The sequence below is a fragment of the Pseudomonas sp. A34-9 genome (assembly GCF_029543085.1).
In the GTDB taxonomy this organism is placed as follows: Bacteria; Pseudomonadota; Gammaproteobacteria; order Pseudomonadales; family Pseudomonadaceae; genus Aquipseudomonas.
The window spans coordinates 1981676-1997149 of the sequence record NZ_CP119967.1 but is presented as its reverse complement, the minus strand read 5'-3'; the positions used below and the strand labels follow the sequence as shown (position 1 = coordinate 1997149).

Sequence of the window (15474 nt, the reverse complement as noted above, 5' to 3'; positions counted from 1 at the left end):
TGTTGGTAATTTTCGCCCCGGTGATCACCAGGAGTTCTAATAATGAAAAAAGTCATGCTCAAAACCACCCTTAGCCTCGCCGTTACCATGGCATCCACCCAGATCTTCGCAGCTGGCTTTGCCATCAACGAACACAGCATCAGCGGGATGGGCACTGGTTACGCTGGGCGATCCTCTTCTGCCGACGACGCAAGCACTGTTTATGGCAACCCTGCCGGCATGTCGCGCCTCAAGCGCGAACAAGTCACTGGCGGCGTTGCATTCCTCGATGCAAAAACCGATATCAGCGATGCCAGCTCCAGCCCTAACGGCGGCAGCAACAAAGGCGACATGGTGCCCTTCACCTCTGTACCTATGGGCTTCTACGTCAAACCGATCGATGATCATTGGGCATTCGGCCTCGGCGTCTACGTGCCGTTCGGTCTGATTACCGACTACGAAAAAGGCTTTGCCGGCCGTTACTTCGGCAGCAAATCCGAAGTACAAGTGATCACTTTCCAGCCAACCGTCAGCTACGCCTTCAACGACAAGGTATCGATCGGTTTCGGTCCGACCATCAACCGCATCGACGGCACGCTGGAATCCAACCTGTCGATCACTCAGGCCGCGCCGGATGGCAAGGTCAAGATCAAGGGTGACGACACTGCGCTGGGCTACAACATCGGTGTGCTGGTACAAGCCACTGACACCACTCGCCTGGGCCTGACTTACCACTCGAAAGTCGACTACAAGCTCGAAGGCAACACCAAGGTCAACTACGGTGTGCTGGGTGCAATCGGCTTGGGCGCCAACCAGAAGTACGACGCTTCGCTGAAGATCACCACGCCTGAGTCCATCGACTTCTCGGTCACCCAGGCGATCAACGATCGCTGGAACGTTTACGCCGGTTCGACCTGGACCCGCTGGAGCCAACTGGAAAAAATCACCGTCAAGAACTCTGGTGTACAGCCTTTGCTGGCCGGTCAGTTCGGTGAAATCACCGAAGACCAGAACTGGCACGACTCCTGGGCTTACGCCGTGGGCACTTCGTACCAGTTGAACAAGGAATGGGTATTGCGTACCGGTTTGACTTTCGACCAGTCGCCGACCAACAACGTCGACCGTTCGCCACGTATTCCTACCGGCGACCGGACCATCTTCAGCATCGGTGCCGGCTGGAGCCCGACCGAAGACCTGACCATCGACGTTGCCTACTCGTACCTGAAGGAAGAGTCGGTCAAGATCCGCAACGAAAACGATCGTGGCCAGACCTACGACGCCAAGTATGAAAACTCGGCAAACGGTTTCGGTGTCGGCGCGACCTACCGCTTCTGATGCTGCATGGCGAGGCTAACCCCTCGCCGACAAAAAAGCCCCGCGCTCTTTACAGAGGCGGGGCTTTTTTATGCCTGAAATTTGTGCGATCTGCAGGAGCTGTCAAATGCAACGAGGCTGCGATCTTTTGATCTGTTTTTTTAAAATCAAAAGATCGCAGCGTGCCGCCGCTCCTAGAGATCAGGGTTTCAGCGGTTTCGAGGCGATAGCCTTTTCGATCGCGGCAATAAACTCCGGATCATCCGGCTTGGTCAGGCTGGAGAAATTGGCGATCACCTTGCCTTGGCGATCGACCACATATTTGTAGAAATTCCACTTCGGTGCGCTGCTCTGTGCCGCCAGCACCTGAAACAGATGCGTAGCGTCATCGCCACGAACCTTTTGCGGCTCGGTCATGTTGAACGTCACGCCATAGTTGGCGTAGCAAACCTTGGCGGTCTCGGCGCTGTCCTTGGACTCCTGCTTGAAGTCATTGGAGGGGACGCCGAGCATTTCCAGCCCTTGCCCTTCGTAGCGCTTATGCAGCGCTTCAAGGCCTTCAAACTGCGGGGCAAAACCGCAGAAGCTGGCGGTGTTGACCACCACCAACGGCTTGTCGGCGTACTGCTGGCACAGATCAATGGAATCCTTGGCTCGCAGCTTGGGCAACGAGCCTTGCAGCAATTCGGGACAGTCCGCCGCTTGGGCCAGGCCAGTCAATGCCATCAGCAACGCGGGAACAGCACACCAGCGCATCAGCATGTCGAACATCCTTGAGCAATCGTCAGACTTCGACGTTACTCGCCACGCCTCGTTCTAGCAAATGCTCATGCCCAACTGCATCAGCGCCAGACCGCCCTGATGCCAGCCCCACCACACCAGCGCCAGCAATGCGGCGCCGAGTGCGATGATGACGATACGCGGCCAGAGTCGACTCATGTGGCGCTCGCAGCGGCTTGCAGGCGGGCGACCGGTCGTTCGCGAACCGGCCAGTTCAGCGCGGCCGCCAGCAGACTCAAGAGAATCGCCACTTGCCAGATCAAGTCATAACTTCCGGTTCGGTCATACACCACCCCGCCCAGCCAGCCGCCCAGGAACGAGCCGAGCTGATGAAACAGGAACACAATGCCACCGAGCATGGACAGATTGCGCACGCCAAACAAGGTCGCCACCGTACCGTTGGTCAATGGCACCGTCGACAGCCACAGGAAACCCATTGCCATGCCAAACAGGTAGGCCGACGTGGTCGTCACCGGCAGCCACAGAAACAGCACAATCACCACCGCGCGCAACAGGTACAACGCGGTCAGCAGACGCGGTTTGGACATGCGCCCGCCCAACCAGCCGGCGGTGTAAGTGCCGAAAATGTTGAACAGCCCGATCAACGCCAGCACCGTGGTGCCGACACTGGCGGGCAGATGCTGATCGACCAGATACGCTGGCAAGTGCACACCGATGAACACCACCTGAAAACCGCAGACAAAAAAGCCGAACGCCAACAACCAGAAACCCGAATGCGAACAGGCTTCGCGCAGGGCCTCGGACAAGGTTTGTTCATGGCCGAGCACCGGCAGCGGCTTGTCCTTGAGCATGCTCACCAGCGGCACGATCAGCGCCACCAGCAGGCCCAGCACCAGCAGCGCGGCCGACCAGCCGAGCCAGCCGATCAGGCCCAGCGTGCCCGGCAACATGGCAAACTGGCCGAACGAACCGGCGGCGCTGGCGATACCCATGCCCATGCTGCGTTTCTCTGGCGGCACGGCACGACCCACGACACCCAGAATTACCGAAAACGAAGTGCCCGAAAGACCGATACCGATCAGCAGACCGGCACTCAATGACAGCGTCACCGCCGAATCAGACAGGCCCATGCACACCAGGCCCGCCGCGTAGAGAATCCCACCGACGAGTACCACTTTTGCCGCGCCGAAACGGTCAGCCAGTGCGCCGGTGAAGGGCTGCGCCAGACCCCAGATCAGGTTCTGCAGAGCAATGGCGAAGGCGAACACCTCACGGCCCCAACCGAACTGCGCACTCATCGGTGACAGGAACAAGCCAAAACCGTGCCGCACGCCCAATGACAACGCCAGGATCAGCGCACTCCCCACCAATACCCAACCGCACGTACGCCACATCGATGTCATTGTTGTTCTCCGCTTGCGGGTATATACCCGCTTGAGTTTGGAAAAAACCGGCCTCAGGCCAGTTCATCCAGCAATCTGAGCAAGGTTTCACGCTTTTCGGCGCCGAGCCGGTCGATCAACCGTTGTTGCGCCGCTTCCCAGGCTGGCAGTGCCGCTGCCAGGCGTTGCACGCCGGTCTCGGTGAGTTTGACGATGCGGTTACGCATGTCTTCGCCTTCGGCCAGTGCCACCAGCCCCTCGCCTTCCAGCACGCGCAGATTGCGTCCGAGGGTGCTGCGGTCCAGGCCCATCGCCTCGGCGAGTTCCGAGATGCTGGGTTGATCGAGACGCTGCAGGTTGCACAGCAAAGAATACTGGGCAACGTTGATCCCGAAGCCGTCGAGAGCGCCGTCGTAATGCCTGCTGACGCCACGAGCGGCGCGACGCAGGTTAGTGCACAAACACTGAGAAGGAAGCATGATGCGTGTATATACCCGCGACTATGTTAAATCAAGTTACAGATGAATTTACCCATAACATTTGCTGCCGGCGTGGCTGCCTTCGTTAGCAAGTCGAAGGGGCCAGCATGGCCGATAAAAGACTTCAGACCAAAACCCATCCAACCAACACCAGCATCTCCAGCAATTCCAGCAACGCCCCCGCCGTATCCCCCGTCGTCCCGCCCAACCGCCGCATCATCACCTGCCGCAACCAGACAAACACCCCGACAGCGATCAGCAGCGCAACGAGGGCACTGAATCCGGCGATCAACACGCAGGCCAGCGCACTCAAGCCCAGCACCCACCACCCGGCCTTGCGCGGCAAATGATCCGCCAACGCCTGCCCCAACCCGCCCGCGCGCACATACGGCGTGGTCAGAAACAACCCCAACAATGCCGCCCGCCCGAGCAACGGCACGATGATCAACGCCAGCCCATGCCCTTGCTCGATCAGCGCCAGCAACGCCGCGAACTTGAGCAGCAACACCAACACCAGCGTGACCACCGCAATCGGCCCGCTGCGCGGATCCTTCATGATCGTCAGCGTACGCTCGCGATCACCAAAACCGCCAAGCCAGGCATCGGCGCTGTCGGCCAGACCATCAAGGTGAAGCGCACCGCTGAGCAGCACCCAAACCGTCAACAGCAACGCTGCATGCAGCAACAACGGCGCGCCGCTCAAGGCCAGATTCAACGCCCACAGGATCGCCCCGAACAGCAGCCCCACCAGCGGATAAAACAGCAGCGAACGGCCAAGCTGTTCCGGCTCGGGCATCCCCGGCAAGCGAATCGGCAGGCTGCTGAGAAATTGCAGGGCGATCCACAACGGCAACATGTCAGCAACCTTCCTTGAGTGAACCGTCGGCCTCGATCGTCAGCGCAAACAGTGCACCATGAGCAACCTCGACATTGAGCAGTTGTTCGCGCGGCAACCCTCGTGCTTGCGCCAGCAACAAACGCATCACCCCGCCGTGACTGATCAGCAGAACTCGCTCACCCGCATAGGCGCTGTGCAGGCGTGCAACGGCCGCCAACACTCGGGAGGAAAACTCGCTGACCGGCTCACCCTGCGGTGGCGTGAAGGAATACGGATCGGCCCAGAACAGCCCCAAGGCCTCGGCATCCGTCTCCATCAACGCCGCTGCGCTCTGCCCTTCCCACGCGCCGAAATGCAGCTCTTGCAGATCCTTGTCGAGATGCACGGACAGGTTGATTTGCTCGCCCAATTCAGCGGCAAACCGCGCACAACGTTGCAACGGCGAACTGACAATCCTCTGCCACGGCCCGCTCTCGACCACCGCCGCACGCATCTGCGCCCAGCCCTTTTCGGTCAGCGCATCGTCGAGACTGCCACGCAGGCCACCGCCCAGTTCAGTCTCACCGTGGCGCAGCAGATCCAGATGCAATGTCATGCCGGACGATCCGCCACCGCTGCTTCGGCGAATGTCGCCATCTGCCCGTGCAGATCGCAGGCCAGACGCAACAATGGCACCGCCAGCGCAGCGCCACTGCCCTCGCCCAGACGCAAGCCGAGTTCCAGCAACGGCTCAGCCTGCAGGGTTTCCAGCACATGGCGATGGCCCGGCTCGGCGCCCCGGTGACCGAACAACAGCCACTCGCGACAGCCCGGATTCAAGCGCACGGCGACCAACGCGGCGACCGTACAAATGAAGCCGTCGACCAACACCGCCACGCCTTCTTGCGCCGCCGCCAGATACGCACCGACCAGCGCGGCGATTTCAAAACCACCCAGGTTGAACAGGGTCTGCAACGCATCGCCACGCTGCGCTGCATGCAACGCCAATGCACGTTCGATCACTTGCGCCTTGTGGCTGACACCTTCGGCATTCAGTCCGGTGCCGGGACCCGTCAGGTGTGCCACCGGGCAATCGAGCAAGGCGCAGGCCAAGGCACTCGCCGCCGTGGTGTTGCCAATGCCCATTTCGCCACCGATGAACAACTGCGCGCCCGCCACTTTCGCTCGCAGCAGACTGTCGCGACCGGCCTGCAAGGCCAGCTCGCCCTGGGCCTGAGTCATCGCCGCGCCCTGCACGAAGTTTGCCGTGCCCGCGCCGATGTTCAAATGGCGCACACCCGGCAGGTTCAGCGATGGATTCACCGTCCCCAGATCGACCACTTCCAGCTGCGCGCCGAGCTGACGCGCCAGCACGCTGATCGCCGCGCCACCGCTGACAAAGTTGAGCAGCATCTGCCCGGTGACTTCTTGCGGGAACGCCGAAACCCCTTCAGCCACCACGCCGTGATCGCCGGCAAAAATCGCGATCCACACCTGCGCCAGCGTCGGTTTGACCCGGCCTTGCAGACCGGCCAGTTGCACCGCTACCGATTCCAGTCGACCGAGCGAACCCGCCGGTTTGGTCAGTTGCTGCTGCCGCGCCGCCGCTTGTTCAACGACATTAATGTCGACCGGTTTGCACGGGTTCAGCCACCAGGTTTGAGTCATAACGCAGGTCCTTTCAGAGTCAGGGGCAGGCCGGCGACGGTCAGGACAACACGCTGACAGCGCTCGGCCAGAGCTTGATGCAGCCAACCGGCTTCATCGACGTAGCGGCGAGTCAATTCGCCCAGCGGCACGACACCCATTCCGGTCTCGTTGCTGACAAAAATGATTTCACCCGGCAAGGACGCCAGGCAATCGAGCAAGGCTTCGCGCTCGGCGGCGAGGCGTTCGGCGTCGTCGAGCATCAGCAGATTGGTCAGCCACAGGGTCAGGCAATCGACCAGCAGGCAACGCTCGGCGCTGGCGGATTCGCGCAGGACCCGGGCCAGTTCCAAGGGTTCTTCGATGAGTGCCCAGTCGGCGGGACGGCGGGCGCGGTGATGGGCGACGCGGTCGCTCATCTCGCCATCGAGGGGTTGGCTGGTGGCGATGTAGGTCACGGCCAGGCCGCTATCGCTGGCGAGTTTTTCCGCCAGGCGACTTTTGCCGGAGCGGGCGCCGCCGAGGATCAGTTGGAGCATGGGTTCATCCACAGAATTATGTGTTGAAACAATTGGCCCCTTCGCGAGCAAGCTCGCTCCCACAGGGTTATGGGGTGTAAACAAAATCTAAGAGCAACAGGTCCATTGTGGGAGCAAGCTTGCTCGCGAAGAAGCCGGCACAAGCAATTCAAATCCCACAGAGCTGCCGCAACAGATCGTTGTCCAAATGCTTCTCCACCAGATCCGCCAACCGCTCGATATCGCGCTCGCGCAAGCCGTGGTAATCCACCTCCTGCACATCGCTTAACCCGGCCCAGCGCAGCAACGCCGCACTCGCCGTCGGCGATTCAAACAGGCCATGCAGATACGTGCCGAACACTTGTCCGTCGGCACTCTGCGCGCCGTCGCAACGGCCGTCATCCAGATGCACCGCCGCGTTTTCCAAGGCCGGTCCGCTGGTCACGCCGGCATGAATTTCATAGCCGCTGACGTCGGCATCTTCCAGTGCCAATCGTCCGCGCACATTGCGCAACTGCTTCTCGGCTTCAAGCGTGGTGTCGAACGCCAGCAAGCCCAGACCGGCACTCGTGCCCGGCGCACCTTCGAGGCCGAGCGGATCATGCACCTGCTCACCGAGCATCTGCAGACCGCCACAAATCCCCAGCAGTTTGCCGCCGTAACGCAAATGCCGAGAGATCGCCGCATCCCAGCCATTGGCGCGCAGGTAGGCCAGATCGCTACGCACACTCTTCGACCCCGGCAGAATGATCAGGTCGGCGGCAGGAATCGCCTGTCCCGGGCCAACAAATTGCAGATCGACCTGCGGATGCAAACGCAGCGGATCGAAGTCAGTGTGATTGCTGATGCGCGGCAGCACCGGCACCACCACTTTCAGCACTTGTTCGGCCTTGTCGGTCTGGCGCTGATCGATGCCGTCCTCGGCCTCCAGATGCAGATCCATCACATAGGGCAGCACGCCAACCACCGGTTTTCCGGTGCGCTGTTCCAGCCAGTCGAGGCCCGGTTGCAGCAAGGCGATGTCGCCGCGAAAACGGTTGATGATGAAACCTTTGACCCGCGCCTGTTCACTCGGCGAGAGCAACTCCAGGGTGCCGACCAGGTGCGCGAAAACCCCGCCGCGATTGATGTCGGCAATCAGCAGCACCGGGCAATCCACTGCTTCGGCAAAACCCATGTTGGCGATGTCGCCGGCGCGCAGATTGATCTCCGCCGGCGAGCCCGCGCCTTCGACCATCACCAGCGGATACGCAGCGCTGAGCCGCTCGTGGGACGCGAGCACCGCTTTCATCGCGATGGCTTTGTAGTCGTGATATGCCACGGCATTCATCGACGTCACCGCGCGACCATGGATGATCACTTGCGCGCCGGTGTCGCTGTTGGGCTTGAGCAGTACCGGGTTCATGTCAGTGTGCGGCTCGAGAAATGCCGCTTGCGCCTGCACGGCTTGCGCGCGGCCGATCTCACCGCCGTCGGCAGTCACAGCGCTGTTGAGCGCCATGTTCTGCGGCTTGAACGGTACGACCGCCACGCCTTGACGCGTCGCCCAGCGGCACAGCGCCGTCACCAGTGTGCTTTTACCGGCATCGGAGGTGGTGCCTTGCACCATCAGGGTGGTCATGGGTGATCCTTGGCAAAAGCGCTTAAAGCGTGTTCCAGACGCGCCTCTTCAGCTGCATTGGCGGGCAGGCCAAAGCGCAAGCTGCTGTTGTGGGTAAAGATGCGCAGGAGGATGCCGCGACGGGCCATGAACCCGTGCATCGCTTCGGCATGCTCGGTGATCAGCCACTGGAACAGCGCGCAACCGCCCTGCGGCTTGAAACCGTAGCGTTCAAGCAGCGCTGCCAGTCGCTCACTGGCTTCATCGCTGCGAATCCGTTGGCGTGTATGTCCTTCGGTGTCTTGCAGACACGCCTGCCCGAGCACCCGCGTCGGTCCGCTCACCGCCCAAGGCCCGACCTGTTCGGCGAGCAGCTTGAGCAACTTGCGCTCGGCCAGGACAAAGCCCAGACGCACCCCGGCCAGACCGAAAAACTTGCCGAACGAACGCAACACGATCAGCCCGACTTGATGGGCATGCGGCGCCAGACTCAACTGCGGCGTGTTGTCCATGAAGGCTTCATCGACCACCAGCCAGCCACCGCGCCGGGCAAGCCGCGCATGCCAGTCGAGCAGGCGTGCCGGGGTCAGGCTCAGGCCGGTCGGGTTGTTCGGGTTGACCACCACCAGTACGTCGAGGCTGTCGAGAAAGAACTCGACTTCCTGCTCCAGCACTTCGCGCACGATATAGCCACTGCGCCGCCACGCTTCGGCATGCTCGGCATAACACGGCGACAACACACCGACCTTGCCGGCGCGACGCAAACGCGGCAGCAACTGGATGGCCATCTGCGAACCGGCAACCGGCAGCACTTGCGCGGCACCGTAGTAATCACACGCAGCTTGCTCAAGCCCGTCATCGGTTTCCGGCAAGCGTGCCCAGGCGCGCAGCGGGATATCCGGGATCGGGAACGGCCACGGCGCGAGGCCGCTGGACAGGTCGAGCCAGTCCGCCTCGGCGATGCCGTAATCGAGTGCAGCCTTGCGCAGCCGGCCACCGTGCTCAAGCATAGAATTCGGCCCCCACGCAGAGAATCAGCAGCCATAACCATACGCCGCGCTGGACCAATTGCCAGCCACGGTCGATGGAATCGGCGTCGGCCGGTTGCCCTTCGCCAAGTTGCGGACGGTCGTGAAGCTCGCCGTGATAAATCGCCGGGCCGCCCAATTCCACGCCCAAGGCACCGGCCCCGGCAGCCATCACCGGGCCTGCGTTGGGGCTGTCCCATTTCGGTGCCTGCGCACGCCAGCATTTCAAGGCGAGTCGGGTTTTGCCCAGCAGTGCGTAGGTCAACGCCACCAGACGCGCAGGAATGTAGTTCAGCACGTCGTCGATTTTCGCCGCCGCCCAGCCGAAACGCTCGAAGCGTTCGTTGCGATAACCCCACATCGCATCCAGCGTATTGCTCAAGCGATAGAGCACCACACCCGGCGCACCGGCGACGACAAACCAGAACAGCGCGGCAAATACCGCATCACTGCCGTTTTCCAGCACCGACTCAGTGGCGGCGCGGGCGACGGCGGTGCTGTCGAGTTCATCGGTCTGGCGGCTGACCAGATAGCCGACACGCTTGCGCGCCTCGTCCAGATCGTCCGCACGCAACGCGGCGGCTACCGGCGCCACATGCTCGCCGAGGCTGCGCATGCCGAGGGCGCAATACAGCGCAAAAATCTCGACGACCCAGCCCACGTACGGCGCCCAGGACAACGCGGTGGCGAGCAAGGTCAGCGGCAGCACCGCGATCACCCACGCAGTGACGCCATGGCTGCGCCAGCCCCGCCCACCAGCGTTGAAGCGTTGCTCGATGCGCCCGGCGAAATTGCCGAACGCCACCAGCGGATGCCAGCGTTTCGGTTCACCCAACAGCGCATCCAGCGCCACTGCGGCGACACTCAACAACGCCACACTCATTGACTCACTCCCCAATAATTTTCATACAGCAACTCATTGAGCGGCCGCGCCTGCGCCCACCCTTCGAGTACCAGCATCGGCGCCGGATAGAATTCCTTGACCGGGCCCAGACACAAAACGGCCAAGGGCCTGGCGCCTTGCGGCAACTTCAGCAGATCGGCCAGTGCTTGCGGTTCGAACAGCGAGACCCAGCCCATGCCCAAGCCTTCGGCACGCGAGGCCAGCCACAAATTCTGGATCGCGCAGGACAGCGAGGCCATGTCCATTTCCGGCAGCGTGCGGCGACCGAAGATGTGCTTTTCGCGATCATCCATCAGCGCGGCGACCAGCACTTCGGCGCAATCGTTGATGCCTTCGACCTTGAGTTTCATGAACTCGTCGCTGCGCTCGCCCAAGGCTTCGGCTGTGCGCACGCGCTCTTCTTCCACCAGATGCTGGATCTGCTGGCGCAGGTTGCGATCGCTGATGCGGATGAAACGCCAGGGCTGCATCAGACCGACGCTCGGGGCCTGATGGGCGGCTTCGAGCAAACGGCGCAGCAATTCGGGCTCGACTGTGCCGCCAGTGAAGTGGCGCATGTCGCGGCGTTCGGCGATGGCTCGATAGACGGCTTGGCGCTCGGCCTCAGTAAATGCGTTGTCGGTCATGGCCCTTTCGCGAGCAGGCTCGCTCCCACAAGGGATCGCATTTCTTCAGTCACCACCGCTTCAACTGTGGGAGCGAGCCTGCTCGCGAAGGCGGCGTCGGAGTCAGGCGCAAACAGCGCTGCGATAGCCACTGGGTTCGACGGAAAGTAAAAGTGCACATAAGACGCCGTCATCCGCCCTTCCCGATAAACCGCCTCAGCCCCGCGCCCACCATTCGGGCTCAAGCCACGCGCAATCGGGGTCAAGTCGGTCGTGGTCAGCGAATGGTGATACGTGTGCCCGCGCAACGACCCTTCCGCCAGATCCACAGCTTGCAACGCCAACGCCGCCAGACGTTTTTGCATCACCGCATCGCCCTTGAGCAACCCGACCAGTTCGGCGCGCGCACCTTCAACGTCAGTCAAAGAATCGAGCAGATACAGCATCCCGCCACACTCGGCGAGCAACGGTTTGCCCGCCGCATGGTGCGCACGGATTGCGTCGAGCATCGCGGTGTTCTGCGACAGCGCAACGTGGTGCAATTCCGGATACCCACCGGGCAAATACAGACTGTCCGCCTCAGGCAATTGCGTATCGCGGATCGGCGAGAAAAAGCTCAACTCAGCCCCCATCGCGCGCAACAAATCGAGGCTTGCGCCATAGGTAAAGGCAAACGCCTCATCACGGGCGACGGCGATCCGCACATTCTTCAGCAGCGGCTCTACCGCAATGACGTCCGGCGCTGCGAACCCAACGGCCGGTGGCAGCGCTACCTCGCAACTGCTGGCCAGTGCATCGGCGGCAGCGTCGAGACGCACATCGAGATCATTCAGTTCACTGGCCTGCACCAGGCCGAGGTGGCGACTCGGCAGTTCGATACCCGTTTCGCGGGACAACGCACCGTACCAGCGCAGCCCTTCCGTGAGACTGCCTTCGAGCAATTGCGCATGACGCAAGGTGCCGACGCGATTGGCGAGCACACCGGCAAACGGCAGATCCGGTTGATACTTCGCCAGACCCAGCGCCAACGCGCCAAAGGTCTGCGCCATGGCCGTCCCGTCAATCACGCCAAGCACCGGTACACCGAAGTGCCGCGCCAGATCGGCGCTGGACGGCGTGCCATCGAACAGGCCCATCACGCCTTCGATCAGAATCAGGTCCGCCTCGGCGGCGGCTTCCCACAACAGACGACGACTTTCCTGCTCGCCGACCATCCACATGTCCAGTTGATACACCGGCGCACCGCTGGCGCGCTCGAGAATCATCGGATCAAGGAAGTCCGGGCCGCATTTGAACACGCGCACCTTGCGCCCCTGATTGCGATGCAAACGGGCGAGCGCGGCGGTGACGGTGGTCTTGCCCTGACCGGAGGCCGGCGCGGCGATAAGGACCGCCGGGCAGTGACGTGGTTGATTCAAAGTTCAACGCCTTTCTGCGCTTTGATGCCGGCCTGGAAGGCGTGTTTGAGCATGCCCATTTCGGTGACCGTGTCGCCCATCTCGATCATTTCCGGCTTGGCCGCGCGACCGGTGACGATCACGTGCTGCATCGGCGGACGCGCCTGCAGATCGCTGAGCACCTGATCGAGATCGAGATAACCGTGCTTGAGGGCGATGTTCAATTCGTCGAGCACCACCAGACCGATCGATGGATCACGCAGCAGCTCGCGAGAGACTGCCCACGCGGCTTCGGCAGCGGCGATGTCACGCTGGCGGTCCTGGGTTTCCCAGGTGAAGCCCTCGCCCATCACATGGAAGCGCACCTGCTCGGGGAAGCGGCGGAAAAACAGCTCTTCGCCGGTGCTGTTGCGGCCCTTGATGAACTGCACCACACCGCACTGCATGCCGTGGCCCATGGCGCGGGCGAGCATGCCGAACGCCGAGCTGCTTTTGCCTTTGCCATTGCCGGTCAGCACCAGCACCAGGCCGCACTCGTCAGGCGAGTTGGCGATGCGTTCGTCGATCACGGCTTTTTTGCGCTGCATACGCGCCAGATGGCGTTCGTCGCGCTCGGGGGAATCAGTCATGGGGGAGCTCTCCGTTGAGGCTGGATAACGGCGGGCAGGCACAAGAATAGACGGCAAAAAGCCTGGCATCGCCCACCGTGATGCCGCTGGATGGATCAGGCCGGTCTCCGGGCTCATGAGCGGCGTTCGCCAGACTGCGCGCCTTCCCGCTTTGAGCAGTGGCATTTGACGCAGTGTTCACTCATTTACCGTTGCGGGGGCAGCGCCGGGATCGTGGTCGATCTTCGCTTGAAGACAACCCTCACCGGCTTCCCTGTTTCACTCTGTCGACGCAGGTCACAGAGCACCTGAAACAAGCCGCGAAGGTTAGAGGGTTGGGGGTGGAGCGTCAATTGAAGAGGGGGCCATCGGGCGAATAACTGCCGTCGATCAACTATCTGACGCCAATCTTGTGCCACACTGATACAAATGATATCAAAGAGCCATGCTTTTCCCGAAAAGCCCACCACAACAATAAAGGATGATGACGATGCAAGGCATGATCATCAGCAACCCGCGCCTGGAATTCCTGCGCCCGGTGCTTGAACGCTGGTTTGACTGTATCGACCGTTACAACACCGTGCGCGGCGACAGCGACACACCTTACTGGCATGACGAGAAAGCCAATCTCGGATTGCTCACAGCGGCGGCGTGGATGGCCGAGCTGGTCACGCTGAACGACACTGCCACGCGCAAACAGAACGAAGAGGGCGAACGCAATGCCCGCGCCGATCTGTTTCTCGCCGGCGCCGAAGACCGCGCCTTTATTCAGGCCACTCAGCGCTGGCCACGGGTTACCAATCTCAACCTGACCCAAGCCCTGCTCGACATCACCAACGACGCCAGGCGCATCAGCTATGCCAGCGATCTCAAGCTCGGCTGCCTGTTCGTCGCACCGCAAAAAGCCCAGCACAGCGCCAGCCCCGAAGAGCTGCAGGACATGGTCGACGACCTGCAAAAGGAACACACCTGCGCGGTCGCCTGGTATTTCCCTTACGCCTACCGCAAGTTGCGCAGCGAGGCGGGCAATTATCACCCGGGCATCGCCGTGCTATTCAAGGAAGCCCGCGGCTGAGCAGTTGAACCATCGGGCTTGCGCCCTCCTCTATGATTAGGAATGCATTCATAGGGAAGATCAGCAATGCGCAAGCCCCAGCTCGTTTTCATCATCGCCCTCGCCGGAGGGCTCGCCGCCTGCGGTGAATCCTCCAGCCTGCAAGTCTCCGACGGCACCGGCCCGTCACCGAAGTTGCCCGAACCGAACAAAACCCTGATCCCGACGGTGAACATCGCCCCCGCGATCGGCTGGCCCGAGGGCAGCAAACCGACAGCGGCGGCCGGCACTCAGGTGGCAGCGTTCGCCGAAGGACTCGATCATCCCCGTTGGCTGTATGTGTTACCCAACGGCGATGTACTGGTGGCGGAAACCAACGCCCCACCGAAACCTGACGATAGCAGTGGCATTCGTGGCTGGGTAATGAAAAAGGTCATGGGCAAGGCCGGCGCCGGCGTGCCGAGCCCGAACCGCATCACCCTGCTGCGCGACGCCGATCACGATGGCGTCGCGGAAACCCGCACGGTGTTTTTGCAGAACCTCAATTCGCCCTTCGGCATGACCCTCGTCGGCAACGATCTGTATGTCGCCGACACGGATCGCCTGCTGCGCTTCCATTACGAACCGGGCGCCACCGAAATCAAGTCGCAGCCGATCAAGGTAGTCGATCTGCCGGGCGGCACGCTGAATCATCACTGGACCAAAAATGTCATCGCCAGCAAGGACGGCAGCAAGCTGTACGTCACGGTCGGTTCGAATAGCAACGTCGGCGAAAACGGTCTGGATAAAGAAGAAGGCCGCGCGGCGATCTGGGAAGTCGATCGGGCGACCGGCAATCACCGCATCTTCGCCTCAGGCATCCGCAACCCCAATGGCCTGGCCTGGGAACCCGCCAGCGGTGCACTGTGGACAGCGGTGAATGAGCGCGACGAAATCGGCAGTGATCTGGTGCCGGACTACATCACTTCCGTGAAGGACGGTGGTTTCTATGGCTGGCCGTTCAGCTACTACGGTCAGCATGTCGATGTGCGTGTGTCGCCGCAAAATCCGGACCTTGTGGCCAAAGCCATTGCGCCGGATTACGCGGTCGGGCCGCACACCGCGTCATTGGGCCTGACGTTCGCCGAGGGCAATAACCTGCCGGCGCAGTTCAAGGAAGGCGCGTTCATCGGCCAGCATGGCTCATGGAACCGTAAACCGCACAGTGGCTACAAAGTGATTTTCGTGCCGTTTACCGGTGGCAAGCCTAGTGGCAAACCGGTGGATGTGCTGACCGGCTTCCTCGACAAGGACGAGAATGCACTCGGTCGTCCGGTGGGCGTGGTGATCGACCAGCAGGGTGGCTTGCTGGTGGCGGATGATGTCGGCAACAAGGTGTGGCGGGTGTCTTCTGCCAAATAA

The 15474-nt window shown here is 61.6% G+C and carries 17 protein-coding genes and 1 riboswitch; of the genes, 3 read left to right on the top strand and 14 right to left on the bottom strand.

Annotated elements, in window-relative coordinates; translation table 11 throughout:
• Positions 1-42 precede the first annotated feature (42 nt).
• Positions 43-1314 carry an outer membrane protein transport protein gene (locus P3G59_RS08955; protein ID WP_034156220.1) on the top strand — a complete coding sequence of 424 codons (1272 nt, stop codon included), beginning with the start codon at positions 43-45 and terminating at the stop codon, positions 1312-1314.
• Between the two features lie 180 nt (positions 1315-1494).
• Here the strand turns inward: P3G59_RS08955 and P3G59_RS08950 are convergent, their stop codons facing one another.
• The 14 genes from P3G59_RS08950 to cobO form a co-directional block, all read right to left on the bottom strand.
• Positions 1495-2055 (bottom strand): glutathione peroxidase, encoded by a 561-nt coding sequence (locus P3G59_RS08950; protein ID WP_277761268.1) that lies wholly within the window; start codon positions 2053-2055, stop codon positions 1495-1497.
• Positions 2056-2109: 54 nt separating this feature from the next.
• A complete protein-coding gene (locus P3G59_RS08945) occupies positions 2110-2232 on the bottom strand; it encodes a hypothetical protein (protein WP_277761267.1) in 123 nt (40 codons plus the stop codon).
• Positions 2229-3437, bottom strand: coding sequence for an MFS transporter (locus P3G59_RS08940; protein ID WP_277761266.1), 1209 nt, complete (start codon positions 3435-3437; stop codon positions 2229-2231). Before P3G59_RS08940 ends, P3G59_RS08945 begins: the two co-directional genes overlap by 4 nt.
• Positions 3438-3490: 53 nt before the next feature.
• Positions 3491-3895 (bottom strand): MarR family transcriptional regulator, encoded by a 405-nt coding sequence (locus P3G59_RS08935; protein ID WP_007919794.1) that lies wholly within the window; start codon positions 3893-3895, stop codon positions 3491-3493.
• Between the two features lie 124 nt (positions 3896-4019).
• Positions 4020-4751 (bottom strand): adenosylcobinamide-GDP ribazoletransferase, encoded by a 732-nt coding sequence (locus P3G59_RS08930; protein ID WP_277761265.1) that lies wholly within the window; start codon positions 4749-4751, stop codon positions 4020-4022.
• Position 4752: 1 nt separating this feature from the next.
• Positions 4753-5328 carry an alpha-ribazole phosphatase family protein gene (gene cobC / locus P3G59_RS08925; RefSeq protein WP_277761264.1) on the bottom strand — a complete coding sequence of 192 codons (576 nt, stop codon included), beginning with the start codon at positions 5326-5328 and terminating at the stop codon, positions 4753-4755.
• Positions 5325-6380 carry a nicotinate-nucleotide--dimethylbenzimidazole phosphoribosyltransferase gene (gene cobT, locus P3G59_RS08920; RefSeq protein ID WP_277761263.1) on the bottom strand — a complete coding sequence of 352 codons (1056 nt, stop codon included), beginning with the start codon at positions 6378-6380 and terminating at the stop codon, positions 5325-5327. Before cobT ends, cobC begins: the two co-directional genes overlap by 4 nt.
• On the bottom strand, positions 6377-6898 hold the full coding sequence (gene cobU, locus P3G59_RS08915) for a bifunctional adenosylcobinamide kinase/adenosylcobinamide-phosphate guanylyltransferase (RefSeq protein ID WP_277761262.1): 522 nt from the start codon (positions 6896-6898) through the stop codon (positions 6377-6379). Before cobU ends, cobT begins: the two co-directional genes overlap by 4 nt.
• 148 nt (positions 6899-7046) lie before the next feature.
• Positions 7047-8498 carry a cobyric acid synthase gene (locus P3G59_RS08910; RefSeq protein ID WP_277761261.1) on the bottom strand — a complete coding sequence of 484 codons (1452 nt, stop codon included), beginning with the start codon at positions 8496-8498 and terminating at the stop codon, positions 7047-7049.
• Entirely contained in the window at positions 8495-9487 is a 993-nt protein-coding gene (gene cobD / locus P3G59_RS08905; RefSeq protein WP_277761260.1) for a threonine-phosphate decarboxylase CobD, read from the bottom strand. Before cobD ends, P3G59_RS08910 begins: the two co-directional genes overlap by 4 nt.
• Positions 9480-10388 carry an adenosylcobinamide-phosphate synthase CbiB gene (cbiB, locus tag P3G59_RS08900; RefSeq protein WP_277761259.1) on the bottom strand — a complete coding sequence of 303 codons (909 nt, stop codon included), beginning with the start codon at positions 10386-10388 and terminating at the stop codon, positions 9480-9482. Before cbiB ends, cobD begins: the two co-directional genes overlap by 8 nt.
• Complete coding sequence (gene bluB / locus P3G59_RS08895; RefSeq protein WP_277761258.1) at positions 10385-11035, bottom strand: 5,6-dimethylbenzimidazole synthase; 651 nt, start codon at positions 11033-11035, stop codon at positions 10385-10387. The genes cbiB and bluB overlap by 4 nt, the downstream gene beginning before the upstream one ends.
• Positions 11032-12432 carry a cobyrinate a,c-diamide synthase gene (locus P3G59_RS08890; protein ID WP_277761257.1) on the bottom strand — a complete coding sequence of 467 codons (1401 nt, stop codon included), beginning with the start codon at positions 12430-12432 and terminating at the stop codon, positions 11032-11034. The genes bluB and P3G59_RS08890 overlap by 4 nt, the downstream gene beginning before the upstream one ends.
• Positions 12429-13040 (bottom strand): cob(I)yrinic acid a,c-diamide adenosyltransferase, encoded by a 612-nt coding sequence (cobO, locus tag P3G59_RS08885; RefSeq protein ID WP_003223053.1) that lies wholly within the window; start codon positions 13038-13040, stop codon positions 12429-12431. Before cobO ends, P3G59_RS08890 begins: the two co-directional genes overlap by 4 nt.
• Before the next feature lie 80 nt (positions 13041-13120).
• Positions 13121-13346: riboswitch (cobalamin riboswitch) on the bottom strand.
• Between the two features lie 163 nt (positions 13347-13509).
• On the opposite strand from cobO, the gene P3G59_RS08880 reads away from it, so the two are divergent.
• The gene (locus P3G59_RS08880) at positions 13510-14094 is read left to right on the top strand and encodes a hypothetical protein (protein WP_277761256.1); all 585 of its coding nucleotides are present in this window, start codon (positions 13510-13512) and stop codon (positions 14092-14094) included.
• A gap of 66 nt (positions 14095-14160) precedes the next feature.
• The gene (locus P3G59_RS08875; RefSeq protein ID WP_277761255.1) at positions 14161-15474 is read left to right on the top strand and encodes a sorbosone dehydrogenase family protein; all 1314 of its coding nucleotides are present in this window, start codon (positions 14161-14163) and stop codon (positions 15472-15474) included.

Bases quoted from the DNA above. Each gene is read 5' to 3' on its own strand.
- P3G59_RS08955 (WP_034156220.1), top strand. From the start codon at position 43: ATGAAAAAAGTCATGCTCAAAACCACCCTTAGCCTCGCCGTTACCATG.
- P3G59_RS08950 (WP_277761268.1), bottom strand. From the start codon at position 2,055: ATGCTGATGCGCTGGTGTGCTGTTCCCGCGTTGCTGATGGCATTGACT.
- P3G59_RS08945 (WP_277761267.1), bottom strand. From the start codon at position 2,232: ATGAGTCGACTCTGGCCGCGTATCGTCATCATCGCACTCGGCGCCGCA.
- P3G59_RS08940 (WP_277761266.1), bottom strand. From the start codon at position 3,437: ATGACATCGATGTGGCGTACGTGCGGTTGGGTATTGGTGGGGAGTGCG.
- P3G59_RS08935 (WP_007919794.1), bottom strand. From the start codon at position 3,895: ATGCTTCCTTCTCAGTGTTTGTGCACTAACCTGCGTCGCGCCGCTCGT.
- P3G59_RS08930 (WP_277761265.1), bottom strand. From the start codon at position 4,751: ATGTTGCCGTTGTGGATCGCCCTGCAATTTCTCAGCAGCCTGCCGATT.
- cobC (WP_277761264.1), bottom strand. From the start codon at position 5,328: ATGACATTGCATCTGGATCTGCTGCGCCACGGTGAGACTGAACTGGGC.
- cobT (WP_277761263.1), bottom strand. From the start codon at position 6,380: ATGACTCAAACCTGGTGGCTGAACCCGTGCAAACCGGTCGACATTAAT.
- cobU (WP_277761262.1), bottom strand. From the start codon at position 6,898: ATGCTCCAACTGATCCTCGGCGGCGCCCGCTCCGGCAAAAGTCGCCTG.
- P3G59_RS08910 (WP_277761261.1), bottom strand. From the start codon at position 8,498: ATGACCACCCTGATGGTGCAAGGCACCACCTCCGATGCCGGTAAAAGC.
- cobD (WP_277761260.1), bottom strand. From the start codon at position 9,487: ATGCTTGAGCACGGTGGCCGGCTGCGCAAGGCTGCACTCGATTACGGC.
- cbiB (WP_277761259.1), bottom strand. From the start codon at position 10,388: ATGAGTGTGGCGTTGTTGAGTGTCGCCGCAGTGGCGCTGGATGCGCTG.
- bluB (WP_277761258.1), bottom strand. From the start codon at position 11,035: ATGACCGACAACGCATTTACTGAGGCCGAGCGCCAAGCCGTCTATCGA.
- cobO (WP_003223053.1), bottom strand. From the start codon at position 13,040: ATGACTGATTCCCCCGAGCGCGACGAACGCCATCTGGCGCGTATGCAG.
- P3G59_RS08880 (WP_277761256.1), top strand. From the start codon at position 13,510: ATGCAAGGCATGATCATCAGCAACCCGCGCCTGGAATTCCTGCGCCCG.
- P3G59_RS08875 (WP_277761255.1), top strand. From the start codon at position 14,161: ATGCGCAAGCCCCAGCTCGTTTTCATCATCGCCCTCGCCGGAGGGCTC.